Origin of the sequence: Fretibacterium sp. OH1220_COT-178 (genome assembly GCF_003860125.1) — a bacterium.
Taxonomy (GTDB): domain Bacteria; phylum Synergistota; class Synergistia; order Synergistales; family Aminobacteriaceae; genus CAJPSE01.
On sequence record NZ_RQYL01000008.1, the window covers coordinates 1 to 20,374 of the forward strand.

Sequence of the window (20,374 nt, forward strand, 5' to 3'; positions counted from 1 at the left end):
TGCCGGGCGGCTGCCACGACGCAGCCGGCCCGCGCCAGCACCGCCGCCGCCGCGGGGGTCAGCTGGTCCGCAGCCCCCGGCCCGGCCCCCACCACCCAGAGTTCGTGCGTCATCCGCCATCCGCCTCCCGTCCTCGTTCGCACCACCCGGCGGCGCTTTCGGCCACGGCCTCCGCGTCCGGAGTGCGGCCCAGGATCGTCCCCTCGTTGTCGATGAAGGCCGCCGCGACCGGCAGATCGCCGAAGGACCGGTCGGTGCACCGTCTGGCCACGACCTCCGCAAGCCGATCCCAGAGGAAATCCAGGTGCTCCTCCCTCAGGAGCTCCATGGCGTTCTCCGTCGTTCGGCAGCCGTAGAGCCGCTGCACGACGGCCCGGTCCGCGCCCGCCAGCGCGGCCTGGGTGCAGAGCGCCTCCAGACGGCCGTCGGCGACGCGGTTGTGCGTGTTGAACGACCCCGCCGCAACCTTCAGGAGCTTGCCCGGATGCGCGCAGAACAGGCAGCGCCGAAACTTCATGCGCGCGGCCTCGTCCAGCACGTGGCCGGGATAGTTCCCCGTCTGGATCACGCATCGCCCCGCAATCCCCCACGCCCTGCGGAGCGCGGCCTCGCCCGTGGTCCCGAACGTCAGCACGACGTCCCGGACGCCCAGCGAGGCCAGAATGCTGAGCTCCAGGGTCAGGGACTCCAGAATCGCGGCCTCGTCCATGGGCCGCACCACCCCGGACGTGCCCAGGATCGAGATTCCGCCCTCAATGCCCAGCCGCGGGTTGAAGGTGCGCCTGGCCACGGTCTCGCCTCCGGGGACCGAGACCGTGACGCGCGCGGCGCGCTCGCCCGCGGCGTCCCTCACGGCGTTGGCTATCATGCCGCGCGGTGCGGGGTTGATGGCGGGCTCGCCCGGAGGGACCTTCAGACCCGGCAGCGTGACCGTCCCGACCCCGGGCCCCGCCGCGAAGGTCACGGGCCCCGGGCCGTCGCCAAGCTCGACCGAGGCGCAGACGGTCAGGCCGTGCGTGGCGTCGATGTCGTCCCCGGCGTCCTTGACCACCCCGCAGCCGCCGTCGGGAAGCGGCAGGATGTCCAGCAGGAACCTCCGGCCCGTCGGGCCCTCCACCTCCACCTGAGCCGGGCACGACCCCGTGAGAAGGCGCAGCACGGCGGCCTTCGCGGCGGCGGCCGCACAGGCGCCCGTCGTCACACCCTCCCGAAGTTTCTTCGCGCCCCCCGCGGCCATGCCCCTCCTATGGCTCCATTCCGTAGAGGAGCGCGTTGACGATGGTCGAGGCCACCGGCGATCCGCCCTTGCGGCCCATCGCCGCGATGTGCGGCACGTCCGTGCCCACCAAAATCTCCTTGGACTCCACGACGTTGACGAACCCCACCGGCACGCCGATCACCAGGGAGGGCCTGGCCGCGCCCTCCCGCACCAGCTCGCACAGGCGGATCAGGGCCGTCGGGGCGTTGCCGATGGCGAAGATCGCGTCCGGGGTCTCCTCAACCGCCCGCTCCATGCTCACCACGGCGCGGGTGACCCCGCGGCGCAGCGCCTCGTCCCGGACGTCGGGGTCCGCCATTCGGCAGACCACCGGTACGTTCCAGCGCGCGGCGGAGGGCTTGGAGATCCCCGACGCCGCCATCGCCGTGTCGGTGACCACCGTGACGCCCCGCCGCAGCGCCTCGCGCCCCAGCCTCACGGCGTCGGGCGAAAAGACCAGGTTCCGGACGAAGTCGAAGTCCGCCGTCGTGTGGATCACCCGCTTGAGGACGGGAAGGTTCTCCTCGGGGCCCGTCCAGTCCCCCATCTCACGTTCGATGACGGCCATACTGGCCCGCTCGATCTCCTCCGGTCTCATTCCGCCAAACGCCTCCCCATCCGCAATTTTCAACGACGCACGTCACAGCAGCGGCAGCGCGGCCAACAGAAGGCTCGCCAACGACAAAAAAGCCACCGTCGCGACGTTCCAGAACAGCATCGACCGCGCCAGCCCCGCCGGGAACAGGCCGAAATAGTAGCCCGCATTCTGGCGAAGCGCGCGGGTGACGATCCCCAACCCGTTCCCCAGCAGCAGCGCAAAGACCGTCTGGGCGACGGAGAGCTCCCCGGCCGCCAGGCTCCCGCCCGCGAGCGCCAGGGCCGCGGAGACGTGGGCGATGGACGCCGCCGCCACCGTCCAACCCGCAAGGGGCAGGAAGGTCCCCCCCATGAACCGGCTCCGGAGCGCCTCCTCCGCATAGGGGACCAGCGTGAACGCGACGGCGTAAAAGAACCAGGCCAGCGGCAGGGTCTTCAGGAGCTTCCGCCAGAGCCCGGAGACGCCGCGCCGCGCCGGGGGCGGGGCCTCCGGCTCCGGCGCGCCGGTCTCCCGCGCCCGCAGGATGCCCAGGACCATCACGAACCGGACCGCGCTCCGCAAAATGAGGGTCAGGGCGAAGATTCCGCCCGCCAGCCCCGCCATGCTCACCGAGAGCACCAGCGTGGCGGGCCATCGGCGCAGGTACCCCGGGAAGGCCAGCAGCAGCGTCCCCCACAGGGCCGTCCGGCGATCGATCCGCCCCTCGTCCAGAGCGGACGCCAGAAGCGCCGCGCCGGTCTTGGCCGAACCCAGGCTGAGGGTCAGGGAGAGCCCCAGCACCGGACCGATCCCGTGCCGGCGAAGCCAGGGCATCATCCTCCGCATCAGGCGATCCGCCAGCCCGAGCCTCAGGACGACGTCCCCGATCAGCAGTCCCAGGAGGATGTCGAGCGTCAGCCAGAGCTCGCCGACAAGAAGCGCCCGCCAATCCATGACCCCTCACCCCGAGAGGGGGCCGCTACCTCCACAGCAGCAACACCGACAAATACTCCTCGGCAGGGTCCAGGGCCGGATCGCCGTAAAGGACGCTCTCGTCCGGCAGGCCGGCTCGGTCGACCCGGACCGTCTCCCGCCAGGGCCCCGCTCCCAGCACCAACGGCCTCAGCCCCTCCCCCAGCGCGCTGGGCTTGTAGAGCGCGGCGGCGTCCGCAGCCCTCAGGGCCGCCTCGATGCGCGCCGGCTCCGCCGTAGCCGGGATGACGCAGAGCACGTCCTCGCCCAGGGCCAGGAACCTCCGGGCACAGGACGCGGCCAGGGAATGGGCCGAGACCCCGGGCACGAGGCGGAGCTCCAAACCCGGGACCAGCCCGCGCCAGACCTCGTAGAGGTACGCGCCGGTGGCGTAGAGGGCCGAGTCCCCGATCACCGGCAGCACGACGGTCTCCGCCCTCTCCCATCGCGGGCGGAGCTCCTCCAGCCGCTCGCGCAGAGCGGCGTCGCGCACCGAGGCGTCGCGCACCATGGGAAAGACCACCGGAACGGCGGCCGATTCCCTCAGATGCCCGCGCAGAGCGGCGGCAGCCACGCTCGGCCTGCCGTCCCGCGAGTGCGGGATCAGCACCAGATCCGCCTCGTCGAGGGCGCGAAGCGCCCCCGCCGTCACCATATCCGGGTCGCCCGGACCTACGCCCGCAACGATCAGCTTCAAGCGATCACTCCCTATGAAAAAATCCCGGCCAACAAAGTTCCGGACCATTACGGTCCCGCCCCCGCCGGAGCTCGGCGGCAGGGCTCAGAGCAGCATCTCGCGGATGCGCTCCACGAAGACCTCCGCCATCCGCGGGTCCTCGCCCAGCCCCACAAGATGGGGCTCGACATTCTCGTAGCCCTCCCTCCTCAGCCGATGCAGCCAGGAGTCGTCATCCGGGCCCGCCATGTCGTTATTGGCGTGGTCGCCCGAGACGATCATGAGCGGGGAGAGCACCAACCTCCCGACGGAGGGGTGTTTTTTGAGGCCGCGGACGACGTCCTCGATCGTCGGCGCCGCCTCCACCGTGCCGATGAAGAACCGGCCGTCCGCGATCCGGTCCAGGGCCAGCTGGAGCTGGCAGTACATGGCGTTGGCACTGTGGGTGGGCGTGCCGTGCCCCATCAGGACGATCGCGGTCCCCTCGTCCTCCAGCCGGCGCCCGAAGCGGGCCGCCAGGATTTCGGCCATGCGGTCGCAGTCGGGCACGCTGTGGAGGTAAGGGGACCCCAGGGCGATCCTCCGGAACCCGTACTTGCCCCGGATGGAGGCGAAGGCGTCGACGACGCTCCGGATGTCGTCGTACTCCTCGCCGGGGATGATGTGCGTGGGCATCACGCAGACGCGGGTGATCCCCTCGTCCTGCATCCGGGCCAGGGCCTCGGCGGGCGTCGGGATCCCGACGTTCTGCTCGCGGGCGATCTTTCTGCGGATGATGTTGGAGGTGAAGGCCAGGCGGACCTGCGCCTCGGGAAAAGCCTCTTTGGCGCTGTCGACGAGGTTGTCGATGGCCCTGCGGGCCTCGGGCACGGAGGTACCGAACGAGACGACCAGGATGCCCGCCCTGTCGGGCCTCGCCCTTCCGTGAGGCGAAGCGGAGGATTTCATCGCTTATATACCCCCTTCGTACGCACCGGCGGCGCAGCGGGCACAAAAAAAGACACGAACCCGAGTCGTGTCTCGCTCTTTCACAGCACCGGTCATCTGCAAAGGAGTTCGCCCACGCAAACAATATCTCCCTCTCGCCTGCAGACGCGGTATCCTGACTTCCCCTCTTCCTCCTCCGCCCCTTCCCGGGGAGCGCCTCCCCAGTGGGTGTTCCGTGCGGATTCGTCCGGGCTACAGTGGCGGGGCCGCGCGGGCGTCGCACCCGCTTCCCGAGTCTGCAAGGACATATTCGGCATCCATTACGATTTCCATTCAACCACACCAGCCCAGGCTTGTCAACGCAAGCAAGGCAGCTGGACAAAGGCAGAAGGCCCTCCCCGAAGGAAGAGCCTCCGCGACACGAGCAACGGCAGGCTCCAGCTAACGCAACCCCTCAATCTCCTCGATCGGGAGCCCCGTCGCCTCGGCGGCCGTACGGACATCCACCCCCATCCGAAGAAGGTTTCGCACCGTCTCCCGCTTGGCCTGTGCCATGCCCTGTGCCATGCCCTGCTCCATGCCCCGCTGCTCCGCCTTTTTGATCCGCGTCTCCTCGATCGCCCGACGGTCCAGCTCGTCCATCTGCGCCCGCAATTGATAATAACGGTACTCCGGCGTACCCCAATACTCCCGCTCCGCAGCCGTCACCTCTTCAAAAACCTTGTCCCCGGACAACGCCGTGCGCATCAGACTCACCCCCATTCCATCGTTGCTCATATAACCGCTCCAGACCGCCAAACGCTCCTCGTCCGTCAGCTTGTGCGTCGGATCGGCCTTCATCCGTTCCCGGATCCGATCGATGCCGTCCCGGAACTTCTTCAGCTCCACATAAACCAGCAGCTCATCCCACGTCAGGACCTTCCGCGTAACCGGGTTCGTCAGGACAAAGTCCCACACCCCCGGACGCTCCTCCGGAAACAGGGGAAAACCCAGCAGCGATATCAGAACCGTCGCCCTCAGGTCGTGGTAGCTCCTCCCCGCGCCCAGCTGACGCACATAGCTCTTCCCCCAATAATAGAGGCAGCGCGGGACAAAATGTTCGTGCCCCTCCCGCTGAAGCTCGATGTTCAGATGCCGGCCATGCTCGTCCACCGCACGGAGGTCCAGACGGGCGTGCTTCCTCCTCCAGCCCTCCGGGGCAAGCTCCGTCTCCGCAAGCTCCAACCGCCTCACCCGAGGATGTCCCAGGGTCTCGAAGATCGCGTTGACGAGATCCAGAAGAAGGTGCGTCCGAGAGGGGCGCCCCAGAAGGAACCGGAAAAACAGGTCCGTCGAGCGGTCGATCTCGGTCGGCAGCTCCCCCCGCTCCTCCAGAAGGAGCATCTCGCGCCGCTCCTCCCGCGTCAGCTTCAAAAGGCTCCCATCCGAGCCGCTGCCAAGCCCCTTTCCCACAGCCTCACCTCGCTTCGGATCCCCATTCGCTTTAAAACTTCGGCTACAGTATAGCAAAACGCCCTCCCCGGAGGGAGGGCTTTGCATCACACGACCACGTCCAGCCGCTCGTTCAGCGTCTCGCGGATCCGCGAGACCAGCTTCACGATCTCGTCCGCGGGAATCTTGCGGACGATGTTTCCGTCTAGGGTCTCGATCACCTGAATCTGGACCATGCCCGCCTCGTCGATCACCTCGTACTTGAGGTGCCGGTTGCTCGGCGTCAGGCTCTCGACCAGATCGGCCGTCCTCTTCAGGAGGGACTTCAGCCCCTCCCTGTCCAACTCCAACAGCGGGTCCGGAGAGTTCTCGGCGGACTCGGGCGGCACCGCCGCCCCGGGCTCGACGCCCGAAGCACGCCGCAGGGGCAGACCCTCAGCGGGTGGGGCCTCGGGAATCGTCGCCCCGCCCGGAGTCAAACGAACCTCCATAGCCCTCACCTTCCTTCGTCAAACTTGCCGCAACTTTGAGAGGAGAGGGAAAGGGAACGAAAACCCCTTTCCCTCAAGTCGATACGGGCCGCTAAACAGCCCTCTCAAAGACGGAGTGTACGGTTAACGAATCAGGCTCAGGACGTGCTGCGGAAGCTGGTTGGCCTGCGCCAGCATGGCGTTGCCGGCCTGGAGCATGATGTTGAGCTTGGTGAAGTTCATCATCTCCTTGGCCATGTCCGTGTCGCGGATGCGGCTCTCGGCCGCCGTCAGGTTCTCGCCCGCCACCGTGAGGTTGTTGATGGTATGCTCCAGGCGGTTCTGGTAGGCGCCCAGCTTGGCCCGCTGCGTCGACACCTTGTCCAGCGCGTTGTCGATCACCGTGATGGAGCGCGCCGCGGACTCGCGGTCGGTGACCAGGACCTCGTTCAGGCCCAGGGCATGAGCGCGCATGTCGCCGATGTTGATCCCCATATCCTCGCCCTCGTTGGCGCCGATCTGGAACACCGTCGTGTTGTCCGCAAGGTGAAGGATCGTCGAGCCTTCTTTGTTGACATACGAGAACCTCTTGCCAGCTGCACTCCAAGCTGCCGTTACTCCTGTCAATGCATCAAACTCCACATCAATATTCGGGTGCAACACACCGACCAAACGATTGCCTGTCGTTTTGGCTCCAGAGACAATTATCTCTCCAGTGTGGGCATTTGCGATATCCACCGTGTAGTCGCTTTCCCTCGCCTCTTGGATAACGTTGAGAGAAAAAGCCTTGATCAGATCCTCATCTCCCGCGAAACTGAGACGTCCCGTCGTTCCTGGAATCACCGTACGAATCACGAACGTCCCGTTCACAGACTCAGACGTATTCAGCTCGTTCCCCTCGACAAAAGTTGCAAAGTTGACAGCCCCTTCAGGGTCAGCAAGATATTGAGCCTGCCCAAGCCCGCCTTTAGCCTCGCTATTTCCGATGGCATCTCTCAATTTCTTTGCAACATCACCCAGCGTGTCATTGGCATAGAGAGTAATCTTTGCCTGTTTACCGTCACCCTGTGTAATGGTGATCGTCTGGGGGTCGGTCAGCATGAAGCGACCCTGGGCATCCCAGAACTTGTCCAGATCACGCAACTTGATGCCCTTTTTGGCGACATCACCGATCTTCATCGCTTCGAATACCGCCAAATCCTTACCGCTTAGGTCGGCAACAACCAAATTACCATTCGCTGCATTCTTCTCCGCGAACGAGAGGGTGACGCTCCCCGTCTGCAACTTGCCGTCCTCAAAATAATACTGCTGCAGGGTGATATCCTTACCCCTGATTTTAGCGACATCCAAGTTATAGAGATGAGGCCCCGTCGCAGTTGGATCGGAAACCGACAACTGGACATCCGGAGTTCCGGTCGAGGTCGTCGCCTCGTTCTTGCCTATCTGAAAGATTGCGGAGTCGCCCAGATTCATCGCCTGCATCTCAGCATTCGAAAACGTCGTTCCGTCAAGAGTCAGCCCCGCCAAATCTCCCACCAGTGCTTTAGCGGTGAGGTTGGTACCCCAACCAGCTCCAACAGCGTCCGCCTCCAAAGTAACGGTTTGTTCGGCAATCTCGACAGCGGAGCCGTCAGCCATCGTCACACGCCCTTTAACGGTAAAGGTCGCGGTCCCCTTAGCGGCCGCGCCACCGCCCTGCTTAGCCTTAAGGGTCACCACCAGCTCCGCACTGCCGCCCTTGGTGTTCGCTGCCGTTATATCCCCCGTAAAGGCAGCGTCATCCCAGTGAGCTTGGGTCCCTATATGCGCCAGTCTCTTGCCAGTAATATTCGCCGCTGCCGCCGCTTTAATTGTATAAATTGCATTAGCGCCTCCAGCTCCCTTAGTCTGGAGCCCGGACGTCTTGACATTTTCAAGATAGGGATCCTGGGACGTGATGTTTATCACATCCTTATGCTTTACCTTGAAAATGTCGCTCTTCTGCACCTCGCCCTGCCCTGCTTTGGCTTTGATCTTAATCTCGTAGTTGCCCTCGATGGCATTTTTCTGGCCGAACTGGTCGACCTGACGCAGCCCGCCGTTCACGATCGCCTTCGTATTCAGGTTGTCGCTGCTCCAGAGCACCGCCGCGTCGCCGTTCAGCAGCTTCTTCTTGTTGAACTGCGTGGTGTTGCCGATGCGCGTGATCTCCTCGCGCAGCTGGTCGATCTCCAGCTGGATGTAGCCGCGGTCCTGCTGCGTCAGCGTGTCGTTGGCACTCTGCACCGAGAGCTCCCTCATGCGCTGCAGGATGCTGTGCGTCTCGTTCAGCGCGCCCTCGGCCGTCTGGATCATGCTGATGCCGTCCTGGCTGTTCCGCACCGCCTGGTCCAGGCCACGGATCTGCGCGCGCATCTTCTCGCTGATCGCGAGGCCGGCCGCGTCGTCCGCGGCGCTGTTGATGCGAAGGCCCGTGGAGAGCTTCTGGATGGACTTCTGAAGGGAGTTCATGGTGCCCCTGACGGCATTGTAGGACATGAGCGCGGGGATGTTGTGATTGATAACCATAGCCATAACAGTACAACCTCCTTGTTGTAGGCCGGGGGCTCCCTGCCCCCAAAATTCCGCCCGGGCGTCCGTGCCCGGTGCGACAATATGACGTCCCCCAAAGGGGACACACGCCCTTTCGGGCCCTGCGCAAAGGACCGCCCTCCCTCGCGAAGGACGAACGACCCCACCGGGCGCCCTGCAGAAAACGCCCCTTTGCAGCCAACCTTATACCGCTTCGGGGCGGGAATGTCAAGGACGGCGGCGCGGGACCGAGCAAAATATAACGGCGCGAAAAGGCGCGCCGTCCTCCGGCGCACACGCCGTGCCCGCCAGGATGCGGAGCGCGGCGGGCGCCCGATTCCGCAATGGGGAGGGGCCGGACGCCGCCGGCCCCCGCGCTCCTAGTCGAAGAGCTTCTTGAACTTCTCGAAGAACCCGGGCTCCCCGGCCCCGACCGGGGTCTCCATCTCGCCCGCCAGCTCCGTGATCAGCTCCCTCTGCCGGTCGGTGAGCCTGGAGGGAATGTCGATCAGCACGTGGGCGTAGAGGTCCCCGCGCCCTCGCGGGCCCCGGAGGCGCGGCATGCCCTTGCCCCGGATCTTGAGCACCTGGCCGTGCGCGGTCCCGGCGGGCACCTCGACCTTCTCCACCCCGTCGATCAGGGTGGCCAGCTCCACCTCCGCGCCCAGCACCGCCTGAGGGTAGGTCAGAAGAAGGCGGGTGTGCAGGTCCGCGCCGTCCCGGTCGAAATCCTTGCTCGGCTCCACGTCGATCAGCAGGAACAGGTCGCCCTGAGGGCCGCCGTTGACCCCGGCCTCCCCCGCACCCGTGATGCGCAGCCGGGTCCCCCGCTCGACCCCCGCGGGCACCTTGACCTCCAGCTTGTGCTTGCGGCGCACCTGACCGCGCCCGCCGCAGTCGGAGCACTTCTCCCGGATGGTCTTGCCCCGGCCCTGGCAGTTGGGGCATACGGTCACGGAGACGAACTGGCCGAAGAGGGTGCGCTGCACCTGCTCCACCTGTCCGCGCCCGCCGCAGGTCGCGCAGGTCTCCGGCGACGTGCCGGCCTTAGCCCCGGACCCGCTGCAGGTCCCGCAGGTCTCCCAGCGCGGGACCTCCAGGGTGTGGGTCACCCCGTTCGCCGCCTCCAGCAGGGAGACCCGCAGGGACATCTCCAGGTCGGCGCCGCGGCGCGGCGCGTTGGGGTCGGCCTGCCGACGGCCCATCCCCCCGCCGAAGACCTGCGAGAACAGGTCCCCGAACAGATCGCCGAAGTCCCCCCCGAAGCCGCCGCCGAAGGGATCCGACCCGTCGGCGGAGCCGAACTGGTCGTAGCGCGCCCGTTTTTCGGGGTCGCTCAGCACGGAATACGCCGCGTTGATCTTCTTGAAGCGTTCCTCGGCCTCCTTGTCCCCCGGGTTCGCATCCGGGTGGTACTGCCGCGCAAGCTGGCGGTAGGCCTTCTTGATCTCCGCCGGAGAGGCGTCGCGCGCCACCCCCAGGATTTGATACAGATCTTCCAAAATAGACACACCCCGTTATACGACAGAAACTCGCGCCCCGCTCGGGCCCGCATCAAAGGGACGGAAGGTCCAACATCGTCCCTTCCGTCCCTCGCTCATTATAGCCTATTCCGTCGGCACAAACTCCGCCTAGACCTGTCCCTGATCGCTGAACTCGGCGTCCACCGTCTCCCCGTCCGAGGAGGAGCCCGCCGGTCCGCCGGAGGCGCCGCCCGCGCTCTCCTGCCCCGCGTCCTGGCCCTGGTAGAGGCGCGTCGAGAACTCCTGTATCGTCTTCTCCAGCTCCTCCTTGACGCTCTTCATCCTGGCGCCGTCGTTCTCCTCGATGGCGCGCTTCAGCTCGTCGAGCTTGGAGTTCACCTTGCCCTTCTCCTCCGCGGTCATCTTGTCGCCCAGGTCGTTCAGCAGCTTCTCCGCGGCGAACACGGCGGAGTCGGCCTCGTTGCGGACCTCCGCGGCCTCGCGCCTCTTCGCGTCCTCGTCCGCGTTGGCCTCGGCATCGTTCTTCATACGCTCGATCTCGTCCTTGGAGAGGTTCGAGGACTGGATGGTGATCTTCTGGGCCTTGCCCGTCCCCTTGTCCTTCGCGGAGACGTTCAGGATGCCGTTGACGTCGATATTGAAGGTCACCTCGATCTGCGGGATGCCGCGCGGCGCGGGCGGAATGCCGTCCAGCACGAACTGTCCCAGCTTCACGTTATCCGCCGCCATGGAGCGCTCGCCCTGAAGCACCAGAATCTCCACCTGGGTCTGGTTGCTCGAGGCCGTCGTGAACACCTGGCTCTTGGAGACCGGGATGGCCGTGTTGCGCTCGATGACCTTGGTGAACACGCCGCCCAGGGTCTCAAGGCCCAGGGAGAGCGGGGTCACGTCCACCAGGACGATGTCCTTGTGGTCGCCCTTCAGGATCGCCCCCTGAATGGCGGCACCGGCCGCGACGCACTCGTCCGGGTTGATGCCCTTCGTGGGCTCCTTGCCCATCAGCTCGACGATCTTCTTCTGCACCATCGGCATGCGGGTCGAGCCGCCGACCAGCAGGATCTTGTCGATCTCGCTCGTCTTGAGGCCGGAATCCTCGATGGCGCGCTTCGCCGGGATGATCGTGCGGTCCATCAGGTCCGCGGTCATCTCCTCGAACTTCGCCCGGCTCAGCTTCATCTCCAGATGCTTGGGGCCGCTCTGGTTCGCCGTGATGAAGGGCAGGGAGATCGTGGTCTCCGTCATCGAGGAGAGCTCGATCTTCGCCTTCTCGGCCGCCTCGCGCAGGCGCTGCATCGCCATGCGGTCGTTCTTCAGCTCGATGCCCTCGCTTTTCTTGAACTCCGCAATCATCCATTCGACGATGCGGTTGTCCCAGTCGTCGCCGCCCAGCCGGTTGTCGCCCGCCGTCGCCAGGACCTCGAAAACGCCCTCCCCCACGTCCAGGATCGAGACGTCGAACGTTCCGCCGCCAAGGTCGAACACCAGGATCTTGTGCTCCTCCTTCTTGTTCTCGCCGTAGGCGAGGCAGGCGGCCGTCGGCTCGTTGATGATGCGCAGCACCTCGAGCCCCGCGATGGAGCCCGCATCCTTCGTCGCCTGGCGCTGAGCGTCCGTGAAGTAGGCCGGAACCGTGATGACCGCCTGGGTCACCGGCTCGCCGAGGTAATCCTCCGCGTCGCGCTTCAGCTTCTGCAGGATCATCGCGGAGATCTCCTGCGGCGTGTACTTCTTGCCGTCGATGTCCACGCGGTAGTCCGTCCCCATCTCGCGCTTGATCGACATGATGGTGTGATCCGCATTGACGATGGCCTGGCGCTTGGCCAGCTGGCCCACCAGACGCTCTCCGTCCTTCGTGAAGGCCACGACGGACGGGGTCGTCCTCATGCCCTCGGCGTTGGCGATGATCGTCGTCTGGTCGCCCTCCTGCACCGCAATGCAGCTGTTCGTCGTTCCAAGATCGATACCCACAACTTTGCTCATGGTCTTTCCCCCTGTATGTGCTTCAAATTTTGTCTTTTATGTATTTGTATCTGTTTTGACGTTTCCACAAGCCTGCCGCCATCCCTCCGGCCCGCGGCGCGGAGGGGCGCCGGGATCAGGCCTTGCCGACCGTGACGCGGGAAGCCCGAAGCACGCGCTCGCCGCTTCGATAGCCGCAGAGCAGCTCGGACTGGACCACCCCGTCCTGTTCGGGGTCCTCCACGGCGACCGTCTCCACCGCCTCGTGGATCGCAGGATCGAACGCGGCCCCCTCGGCCGGAATGGGCTTGACCCCCATCTCCTCGAGGGCCGAGAGGAACTGGCGCCTCACCATGCGCACGCCGACCAGGACGTCCTTGGCGCTGCCCTCCTCCGGGACGGCCAGGGCCCGGTCGAGGTTGTCCAGGACGGGCAGCAGATTCTCGATGGTGTCGTCCACGATCAGCCGCCGGGCCTGCTGGCGCTCCCGCGCCACCCGCTGCCGGTAGTTGTAGAGGTCCGCCCGTGCCGCAGCCAGATCGCCCTCCAGCTCCGCAATGCGCTTCTGCGCCGCGGAGGCCTCGTCGTCCTCCGCCGGGGGGACGGTCTCCGCCTCCGGCCCAAAATCGAGCCCCCCGTCCTCCTTCAGAATGCCGTCCTCGATCACGTACTCCTTCACGGGCCCCTCGGGCCCCAGGCACTCCGACGAGCTCCCCTCATCGTTTTCGCAGGGGTTGCCCCCCCCTCTGACGCGGTCGTCCTTCATATCGTCCATGTCATCATCTCCCCACCCGGGCTCCCCTTCTCTCGAACGTACAAAAGCCCATCGTTCTGTGCTCCATCGCCATCTGCGACACCGCGAAGCCCAGGACGGCGCTCAGTCCTCCGCCTCCTCGTCCAGGGCGTCCGCCACGGACTCGAGGACGGAGATGGAGCGCTCGTAGTCCATCCTCAAAGGGCCGATAAGCCCCAAAACCGCCTTTTGCTGGCGCAGCCGCGCGGGGATGAGGATCATGGAGTTCTCCTGCATGCCCTCCGCCTCGTTCTCCTCGCCGATCGAGACGTTCAGCGCCGCGCTTTTGCGGCACTTCTCGATCATGTGAGCCAGGGGCTTCTCCTGCTCCAGAAGCGCCAGGACCGCCTGAAGGCGCGACAGGGTCTGGAAGTGGGGAAGGTTCAGGATGTGCTTGGCCCCGCTGCTGAAAAAACGGTAGTTCTGAACGGTCAGGAAGTCGTCCAGCTCCCGGATGGCCGCACGGCAGGCCGCCTCGGCATCCTCGAGCCCCCCCTGCACGTACTGAAACAGCACGTCGCGCACCTCGCTCCAGGACCGGCCCGAAGCCACGGTGTTGATGCGGCGGCTCAGCTCCTCCAGAAGTCCGGGCTCGACCTCGCAGGGAAGATCGAACTGCGAATGGTGCACCAGACCGCCCTTCAGGACGATCAGAGCCAGGATGTGCGTTCCCCCGAGCGGCACCAGATCGATGTGCCAGATCTCGGCGTCGTCGAGCCCCGGAACCGCGGCCACCGCCACACAGCTCGTCAGCCGGGACAGGAGGTGCGTGACATAGGTCAGCAACCCCTCGATGCCGCTTCGGCGTCCAGCAAGCTCCCTGTGCCAGGTCTCGGCCTCCTGGGGCCGGCTCCGGGCCCGGGCCGTGACGGAGTCCACGTAGACCCGATAGGCCTTGGCCGTCGGCAGGCGGCCGGAGGAGGTGTGGGGCTGGTAAAAGTACCCCATCTCCTCGAGGTCCGCCATCTCGTTGCGTATCGTGGCGGGGCTCAGTCCCCGGATGTACTTCTTCGTGATGGTCCGCGACCCGGCGGGCTCCCCCGTCTTGATGTACTCGTAAACCACCGCGAGGATGATCCCCAGCTGCCTCTCCGTCACCGCCCCTCACCTCCGCCCCGGCGTTCTCGCATCTGCCTCTATATCAATCCGCTCAATTCCATCGCACGTCATTCAAAGCAATTAGCACTCTCTTTCATAGAGTGACAACACCACGATCACGTGCTCAAGATTAGCAAGGGAACCCCCAAATGTCAAGACAAGTCAAAGAATGTAAAATTACGGATTCCTTTGTAGGCATTTTATGGAGCGGAGCCGGACCGTGGAGGGAAAAGCCGCTTGCCGCACCGAAAAAAGATTTGACACCCTCCTGCTTCACTGCTAGAATACGCCGCAACATTCAACAAAAATCGACTCGTCGTCCGAATCATTGCATTCGTGGGCCTCCGCTTCAGGCCCGGAAAGGAGAAGCTCATGTCCCGGACCCGTCGTTTTGCATCGTCGCTCCTCGCCCTCATTCTCATCCTCACGAATCGTGGTCCGGACCTCCGACGATGAGTTGATGCTCCATTGAGCAGGAAATCTCGAGAGGACGGACCCCGATTCGCCGGGGTCCGTCCTCTTTTCATCATACAAATCCCGAACATCAAGGAGGGCCGTTCCGCATTTTTGCACGCTTTTCCCGCATCTTCGCTTCATCCAAACCTCACAAGACAAGGATGTGACATCATGCTCCACTTCTCTCTCGCCCTGCTGCCCATCGCAGCCATCCTGATCGGCATGGCCGGTTTCGACCTGCCCTCCAAGGTCATGGCCCCCGCCTGCTGGCTGATCGCCTTCGTCAGCGGCGTATTTTTCTTCTCAAGCCCCGCCGCGGCGCTCTTCGAGACCAGCGTGTCCGGCATCGCCGACGGACTGAGGATCGTATGGATCATCTTCGCCGCATTCACCATGCTTCAGGTGATGCTGAAGGCCGGCGCCATGGACCGGATCCGCAACGGGCTGGCCGGCGTGACGTCCGACAAGCGGCTGATGGTGCTGCTGCTCGCCATCCCCTTCGGAACCTTCTTGGAGGGCGCGGCGGGCGCCGGGTCCCCCGCCGCCCTGGCGGCGCCCTTTCTGGTCGGGTTGGGCATGAACCCCGTGGTCGCTGCCGCCGCCTGCCTGATCGGCAATTCCGCGCCCGTCAGCTGGGGCGGGGCGGGGGTCACCACCGTCGTGGGCGCGGGCAAGTTCGTGGACTTCGTCCAGGCCTCCGCGATGACCGGGCGCATGGCCTGCTTCGAGTACGTGCTTTTGCCCATCCTGATGATCGCCTTCGTGTTCGGCCGCAGAGCGCTCAGGGGGATTTGGCGGGAGATCCTGGCGATGGGGCTCCTCATGGGCGTCGTCAACTTCACCATCAGCAATGTGCTCATCCAGATCACCGAGCTGACCAGCCTGCTGGGCGGTTTCGTGGGGACCCTACTCTACAGCGCCTACCTCACCCTGCGCCGCGAGGACCCCCTTTCCATCCCGGAGCGATACCGGCTGGAGCACTCCGAAAAACAGGACGCGCAGGCCTCGGGTTCCCTCCTCTTCTCCCTGTCCCCCTACTTCATCCTGTGCACGCTGCTGGTGAGCGTGCGGCTCTCCGTGCCGCTGCCGCATCTGATCGCCTTCGGCGGCGGATACACGGTCTGGGTGGGATGCGTCATCCTGGTCAGCGCCGTCCTGGCCTCCCTCATCTTCCGCCACGCCTCTTACCTCGTCGAGGCGATGCGGGACTCCTTCAGGAAGGTCATCCCCGCCCTCCTGGCCATGGGCTTCCTGCTGGCGATGGTCAACTGCATGAAGCTCTCCGGACAGGTCAGCGCCCTGGCCAAAACCCTAAGCGCGGCCGCGGGGGCCCTCTATCCCGTGGCGGCGGTCCTCATCGGCCAGATCGGGGGGTTCATCACCGGGACCAACCTCGGCTCCAACTTGATGTTCAACCCCCTGCACATCGAGGCCGCCAAAAACCTGGGGCTCAACCCCGTGACGCTCGTGGCCGCACAGAACACGGGCGGCGCGATCGGGAACATGATCTGCCCGAACAACGTCGTGGCCGTCTGCGCCTGCGTCTCCATCCTGGGGCGCGAGGGGGAGGTCATCCGCAAGACCCTGATGCCCTCGATTCTCCTGTGGGTCTTCCTCGGTCTGCTGGCGATGCTCTACACCTACGTCCTGTTCCCGGTCTAGCCCCGCTCCGGTCCGTCGCCCGGGGGACTGCCCCCAAAACGAGGACACGCCCGGAAAATCGCCGACGAAAGGAATCGGGGAGTGGTCGGCTCACGATTTCCCCTTTTGAAAAAGCACGGCAGATATTGGATAATAAAGCTCCGGCATCACGAAAACGGCTTGTGCCGGGGCCGGGGCCGGGGCACGCAGCTCCCTGCCCCGGCGCAGGCCTCCGATTGCGGAAGCATTGAAGCAAAGGACCGCAGACTTTATCGCCGAAGGAGCGAATGCCAGTGACGAACGAGAAGACGAGGAACGGCGAAAGCCGCCGGGACTTCTGCCTCCGCCTCTGCGCGGCGGCCGGACAGGGCCTTCAGACCATGGAGGACATGCTGTGCCAGCTGCTGACGGACGCGGGCTACCATCTTTTTTCGACGCGCGAGTACATGTCCCGCGTCCGGGGCGGCAACAACTCCACGAGCATCCGCGTCTCCACCCGGCCGGTCCGGGCATGGAGCGAACGCATCGACCTGCTCTTCGTGCTCGCGGAGGGAGTGCGCCCGAACGTCCTGAGCCGGGTGACGCCCGAGACGACCGTCGTGGCAGACCTCGCGCGTCTGGAGGCCGACGCCGCGAAGCTCCGGGAGACGGGGGCCTCCCTCGTCGACCTTCCCCTGGCCGCCAAAGCCAAGGAGCTGGGCGGCGCCATCTATGAGGCGACGCTCGTGGGCGGCCTCGTCGCCGGGGTCCTGGGCCTGCTCCCGGAGTCCGCCGATCCCCTGTACGAGGCGCGCTTCAAGGTCGCCGAGGTGGCGGCACGCAACAAGGAGGCCTTTCGCAGGGGGCACGCGCTGGGGGTCGAACTCCGCGACGCGCACCCCAGGTTTGCCCTCAACCCGCCCTCGTCCGCCTCGTCGGCGCGCATGCTCATGAGCGGGAACCTGTCCGTCGCCGTGGGCTGCGCCGCCGCGGGCTGCAATTTCGTCTCCGCCTACCCGATGTCCCCGGGCACGGCGCTCTTCAGCTTCTTCTCCAAGAACGCAGGGCTGTTCGACTGCGCCGTCGAACAGGCCGAGGACGAGATCGCCGCCATCAACATGGCGATCGGAGCCTCCTATGCCGGAGCACGCACCTTGGTCTCCACCTCGGGCGGCGGCTTTGCCCTGATGGGAGAGGGGCTCAGCCTCGCGGGCATCACGGAGACGCCCGTGGTGGTCCACCTGGCCCAGCGTCCGGGCCCCGCGACGGGCATGGCGACGCGCACGGAGCAGGCCGATCTGAACCTGGCGCTCTACGCGGGACACGGAGACTTCCCCCGCGCGCTCCTCGCGCCCGGCTCCGCCGAGAGCGCTCCTGAGATCGCCGCGCGGGCCTTCGCCATCGCCGCGAAGTTCCAGACCCCCGTCATTCTGCTGACCGACCAGCATTTCCTGGACAGCGCCTACGACCTCGCGCCGCCGGACCCGGGAGTGCTTCCCCAGCCGGAGGGTCCCGTGAGGACAGCGGCCGGCTACGCGCGCTACGCCCTCTCGGACAGTCCCCTGTCCCCCCGGGGCGTCCCCGGCCACGGTGAAGGGCTGGTGGGGTTCGACAGCCACGAGCACACGGAGGACGCGCACATCACCGAGGACTTCGCCCTGCGCGTCCGCATGAACGACAAGCGCATGGCCAAGCTGGAGCGGATGAGGGACGAGGCGATGCCCCCGACGGTCGTCGGCCCCCGCGGAGCCAAGATCCTGGTCGTCTGCTGGGGCTCCTTGGCGGAGCCCCTGAAGGAGGCGTTCGCCGTCCTCGACCCGGACGATGCGGCACTGGTCTGCTGCGAGCAGGTCTACCCGCTTTCCCGCGAGATGGACGCCCTGATGCGGAGCGCCGAACGGCGCATCTTCGTCGAGAACAACGCCGCCGGCCAGTTCGCCCGCCTGGTCCATCTGGAGACGGGATTCGCGGCCACCGACACGGTCTTGAAGTACGACGGGCAGCCCTTCTCGGTGGAGGAGCTGACCGGGCGCCTGGGAGAGCTCCTGGGCCGTCATTCGCAGAAGGGGGCGGGACGATGAACGCGCAGCGGAACGGAGCGAAAACGGGCGGGACACCCTTCGATTACCACGGCGAGATCTCCTGGTGCCCTGGGTGCGGGGACTACAAGATCCTGGAATGCCTCAAGGCCGCCCTCACGGAGCTGGGCCTCGACCCTACCGGGGTGGCGGTGGTCTCCGGGATCGGCCAGGCGGCCAAGATGCCCCACTACCTAACGGCGCATTTCTTCAACGGGCTCCACGGCCGTGCCCTCCCCGCGGCGACCGGTGTGCGGGCCGCGAATCCGAACCTGACGGTCATCGCGGTGGGCGGGGACGGCGACATGTACGGCGAGGGCGGAAACCACTTCATCCACACGGCCCGCCGCAACCCGAACATCGCCCACATCGTCTGCAACAACATGATCTACGGACTGACCAAGGGGCAGGCCTCGCCGACCAGCCCGCTGGGCATGAGGACCGCCACGCAGCCGGAGGGCGTGAACAGCGTCCCGCTGAATCCTCTGGCTCTGGCGCTGGCCTGCGGGGCCTCCTTCGTGGCGCGCGGCTTCGCCGGGGCTCCGGATCTGACCAAGGAGCTCATCAAAAAGGCGATCCTCCACAAGGGCTACGCGCTGGTCGACATCTTTCAGCCCTGCGTCTCGTTCAACAAGCTCAACACGTGGCAGTGGTTCGCGGCCAACACCGTGGAGCTGGACCGGAACCGGGACGCCTCGGATCTCGCGGAGGCCAACCGCCTGGCCTTTCAGTCGGAGCCGTGGCCCCTGGGCGTCCTTTACGAGGGCCCGGGCCGCCCCACCTTCGAGGAGGGGCTGGCGCCGTGGCGGAGCGGGGACGGGACGCCCCTGTTCGGCCGGGAGGCGCCCACGGCGGCCGTACGCGAGTTCCTGAAGGCAATGCAGGGATGAGGCGTCCCCCCGGGGGACGGAGCATGAATCATCCCCTGCTCAGGGCCGCTCTGCTGCTCGGCGCCGCCCGCGCCCCCCTGAGCGCTTTCGAGGCCCTGCGGGATCGATACGGGCCCGATGCGCTCGAGACCGGCGGCGAGGCGCTCTTGGGACGCCTGGAGCTTCGTCCGGCCGTCCGGGCCAGGCTGGAGGAGCTTCTGCGGGATCGGGACTGGGCGGACCGGGAACTGGAGCGGACGAAGGCCGCGGGCGCCCGTTTTCTGACGATCGACGACGAGGGCTATCCCCCAAGGCTGAAGGACCTTCCGCAGCCGCCGATAGGACTCTACGTCAGGGGGGCCTTCGATTTCGCGCACACGCCATCCGTAGCGGTGGTCGGGACCCGGAAATGCAGTCCGTACGCGAAGTCGGTGGGCGAGGCCCTGGGACGAGCCCTCGCGCGATCCGGCTATCTCGTGGTCAGCGGCGGGGCCCGCGGGGTCGACGCCGCGGGACACATCGGATGCCTGGCGGAGAACGGCCGCACCGTCGCCATTTTGGGCACGGCCGTGAACCGCGTCTACCCCTCGGAGCACCGCGACCTCTTCGCCCGCATCGCCGAGCGCGGGGCCCTGGTGTCCGAGTACCCGATGGACACGGGCGGGGATCCCTGGCGCTTCCCCGAGCGCAACCGCATCATCGTGGGCATGGCGGGCCGCGTGGTCGTGGTGGAGTCCCCGGAGGACGGCGGCGCCATGATCACCGCCCGCCTGGCGCTCGACATCGGACGGGAGGTCTGGTGCGTCCCTGGCCGGATCACGGAGACGGTCTCCAAGGGGACCAACCGCCTGCTGCGCGACGGCGCGGAGCCCCTGATCGACGTCGAGGAGTTCGTCCAGAACATCTCGGGCCGGTACGGCCAACTGATGCTGGACCTCGGGGAGAGCGTGCCGAACGCCGCCCCCGAGCTCTCCACGGACGAAAAGATCGTCCTCGCGCTCCTGCAGCGGCAGGGCGGTCGGACGACCGACGAGCTGATGGCCGAGAGCGGCCTGGATCTGGCGACGCTCCAGGGCTGTCTGATGACGCTTTCCGCGGCCGGGCTGGCGGTTCCGGCCGGGCCGGGCCGCTACTCCGCAGGGGCGTGAGCCCAGGA

General features: G+C 66.1%; 16 protein-coding genes and 1 riboswitch. Of the genes, 4 read left to right on the forward strand and 12 right to left on the reverse strand.

Going from position 1 to position 20,374, the window contains the following annotated elements:
- Positions 1-109: 109 nt before the first annotated feature.
- The 12 genes from cbiD to hrcA form a co-directional block, all read right to left on the reverse strand.
- Positions 110-1,237, reverse strand: coding sequence for a cobalt-precorrin-5B (C(1))-methyltransferase CbiD (gene cbiD / locus EII26_RS04770; protein WP_124888010.1), 1,128 nt, complete (start codon positions 1,235-1,237; stop codon positions 110-112).
- A gap of 7 nt (positions 1,238-1,244) precedes the next feature.
- Positions 1,245-1,856, reverse strand: coding sequence for a precorrin-8X methylmutase (locus EII26_RS04775; protein ID WP_124888011.1), 612 nt, complete (start codon positions 1,854-1,856; stop codon positions 1,245-1,247).
- 42 nt (positions 1,857-1,898) lie between these two features.
- Positions 1,899-2,789 (reverse strand): hypothetical protein, encoded by an 891-nt coding sequence (locus EII26_RS04780; protein ID WP_124888012.1) that lies wholly within the window; start codon positions 2,787-2,789, stop codon positions 1,899-1,901.
- A gap of 25 nt (positions 2,790-2,814) precedes the next feature.
- Complete coding sequence (locus EII26_RS04785) at positions 2,815-3,504, reverse strand: precorrin-2 C(20)-methyltransferase (protein ID WP_124888013.1); 690 nt, start codon at positions 3,502-3,504, stop codon at positions 2,815-2,817.
- An 84-nt stretch (positions 3,505-3,588) separates the two neighbouring features.
- Positions 3,589-4,431, reverse strand: coding sequence for a sirohydrochlorin cobaltochelatase (locus tag EII26_RS04790; RefSeq protein ID WP_124888014.1), 843 nt, complete (start codon positions 4,429-4,431; stop codon positions 3,589-3,591).
- Between the two features lie 126 nt (positions 4,432-4,557).
- A riboswitch (cobalamin riboswitch) is annotated at positions 4,558-4,756 on the reverse strand.
- Positions 4,757-4,851: 95 nt separating this feature from the next.
- A complete protein-coding gene (locus tag EII26_RS04795) occupies positions 4,852-5,862 on the reverse strand; it encodes an Rpn family recombination-promoting nuclease/putative transposase (protein WP_158612161.1) in 1,011 nt (336 codons plus the stop codon).
- An 86-nt stretch (positions 5,863-5,948) separates the two neighbouring features.
- Positions 5,949-6,332 (reverse strand): flagellar protein FlaG, encoded by a 384-nt coding sequence (locus EII26_RS04800; protein WP_124888016.1) that lies wholly within the window; start codon positions 6,330-6,332, stop codon positions 5,949-5,951.
- A gap of 123 nt (positions 6,333-6,455) precedes the next feature.
- Positions 6,456-8,864, reverse strand: a complete 2,409-nt coding sequence (locus EII26_RS04805) for a flagellin N-terminal helical domain-containing protein (protein ID WP_342447299.1) — start codon at positions 8,862-8,864, stop codon at positions 6,456-6,458.
- 377 nt (positions 8,865-9,241) lie between these two features.
- Entirely contained in the window at positions 9,242-10,372 is a 1,131-nt protein-coding gene (gene dnaJ, locus EII26_RS04810) for a molecular chaperone DnaJ (protein ID WP_124888017.1), read from the reverse strand.
- Positions 10,373-10,492: 120 nt separating this feature from the next.
- Complete coding sequence (gene dnaK, locus EII26_RS04815; protein WP_124888018.1) at positions 10,493-12,325, reverse strand: molecular chaperone DnaK; 1,833 nt, start codon at positions 12,323-12,325, stop codon at positions 10,493-10,495.
- A gap of 115 nt (positions 12,326-12,440) precedes the next feature.
- A complete protein-coding gene (locus tag EII26_RS04820; protein ID WP_124888019.1) occupies positions 12,441-13,079 on the reverse strand; it encodes a nucleotide exchange factor GrpE in 639 nt (212 codons plus the stop codon).
- Positions 13,080-13,181: 102 nt separating this feature from the next.
- Positions 13,182-14,195: a heat-inducible transcriptional repressor HrcA gene (gene hrcA / locus EII26_RS04825; protein WP_124888020.1), complete on the reverse strand. Its 1,014-nt coding sequence runs from the start codon at positions 14,193-14,195 to the stop codon at positions 13,182-13,184.
- Between the two features lie 627 nt (positions 14,196-14,822).
- Here hrcA and EII26_RS04830 point away from each other — a divergent pair.
- The 4 genes from EII26_RS04830 to dprA all read left to right on the forward strand — a co-directional run bounded on the left by EII26_RS04830 (position 14,823) and on the right by dprA (position 20,366).
- Positions 14,823-16,313, forward strand: a complete 1,491-nt coding sequence (locus EII26_RS04830) for an L-lactate permease (RefSeq protein ID WP_124888021.1) — start codon at positions 14,823-14,825, stop codon at positions 16,311-16,313.
- A gap of 266 nt (positions 16,314-16,579) precedes the next feature.
- The gene (locus tag EII26_RS04835; protein ID WP_124888022.1) at positions 16,580-18,352 is read left to right on the forward strand and encodes a 2-oxoacid:acceptor oxidoreductase subunit alpha; all 1,773 of its coding nucleotides are present in this window, start codon (positions 16,580-16,582) and stop codon (positions 18,350-18,352) included.
- On the forward strand, positions 18,349-19,239 hold the full coding sequence (locus EII26_RS04840) for a thiamine pyrophosphate-dependent enzyme (protein WP_124888023.1): 891 nt from the start codon (positions 18,349-18,351) through the stop codon (positions 19,237-19,239). The genes EII26_RS04835 and EII26_RS04840 overlap by 4 nt, the downstream gene beginning before the upstream one ends.
- A 23-nt stretch (positions 19,240-19,262) precedes the next feature.
- A complete protein-coding gene (gene dprA / locus EII26_RS04845; RefSeq protein ID WP_158612163.1) occupies positions 19,263-20,366 on the forward strand; it encodes a DNA-processing protein DprA in 1,104 nt (367 codons plus the stop codon).
- Positions 20,367-20,374 lie beyond the last annotated feature (8 nt).

What these genes read in the sequence shown, in the direction of transcription:
- EII26_RS04790 (WP_124888014.1), bottom strand. Translation starts at nt 4,431, where the DNA reads ATGAAATCCTCCGCTTCGCCTCACGGAAGGGCGAGGCCCGACAGGGCG.
- EII26_RS04775 (WP_124888011.1), bottom strand. Translation starts at nt 1,856, where the DNA reads ATGAGACCGGAGGAGATCGAGCGGGCCAGTATGGCCGTCATCGAACGT.
- EII26_RS04780 (WP_124888012.1), bottom strand. Translation starts at nt 2,789, where the DNA reads ATGGATTGGCGGGCGCTTCTTGTCGGCGAGCTCTGGCTGACGCTCGAC.
- dprA (WP_158612163.1), top strand. Translation starts at nt 19,263, where the DNA reads ATGAATCATCCCCTGCTCAGGGCCGCTCTGCTGCTCGGCGCCGCCCGC.
- cbiD (WP_124888010.1), bottom strand. Translation starts at nt 1,237, where the DNA reads ATGGCCGCGGGGGGCGCGAAGAAACTTCGGGAGGGTGTGACGACGGGC.
- EII26_RS04835 (WP_124888022.1), top strand. Translation starts at nt 16,580, where the DNA reads ATGCCAGTGACGAACGAGAAGACGAGGAACGGCGAAAGCCGCCGGGAC.
- EII26_RS04820 (WP_124888019.1), bottom strand. Translation starts at nt 13,079, where the DNA reads ATGGACGATATGAAGGACGACCGCGTCAGAGGGGGGGGCAACCCCTGC.
- EII26_RS04830 (WP_124888021.1), top strand. Translation starts at nt 14,823, where the DNA reads ATGCTCCACTTCTCTCTCGCCCTGCTGCCCATCGCAGCCATCCTGATC.
- EII26_RS04840 (WP_124888023.1), top strand. Translation starts at nt 18,349, where the DNA reads ATGAACGCGCAGCGGAACGGAGCGAAAACGGGCGGGACACCCTTCGAT.
- EII26_RS04800 (WP_124888016.1), bottom strand. Translation starts at nt 6,332, where the DNA reads ATGGAGGTTCGTTTGACTCCGGGCGGGGCGACGATTCCCGAGGCCCCA.
- dnaK (WP_124888018.1), bottom strand. Translation starts at nt 12,325, where the DNA reads ATGAGCAAAGTTGTGGGTATCGATCTTGGAACGACGAACAGCTGCATT.
- EII26_RS04805 (WP_342447299.1), bottom strand. Translation starts at nt 8,864, where the DNA reads ATGGCTATGGTTATCAATCACAACATCCCCGCGCTCATGTCCTACAAT.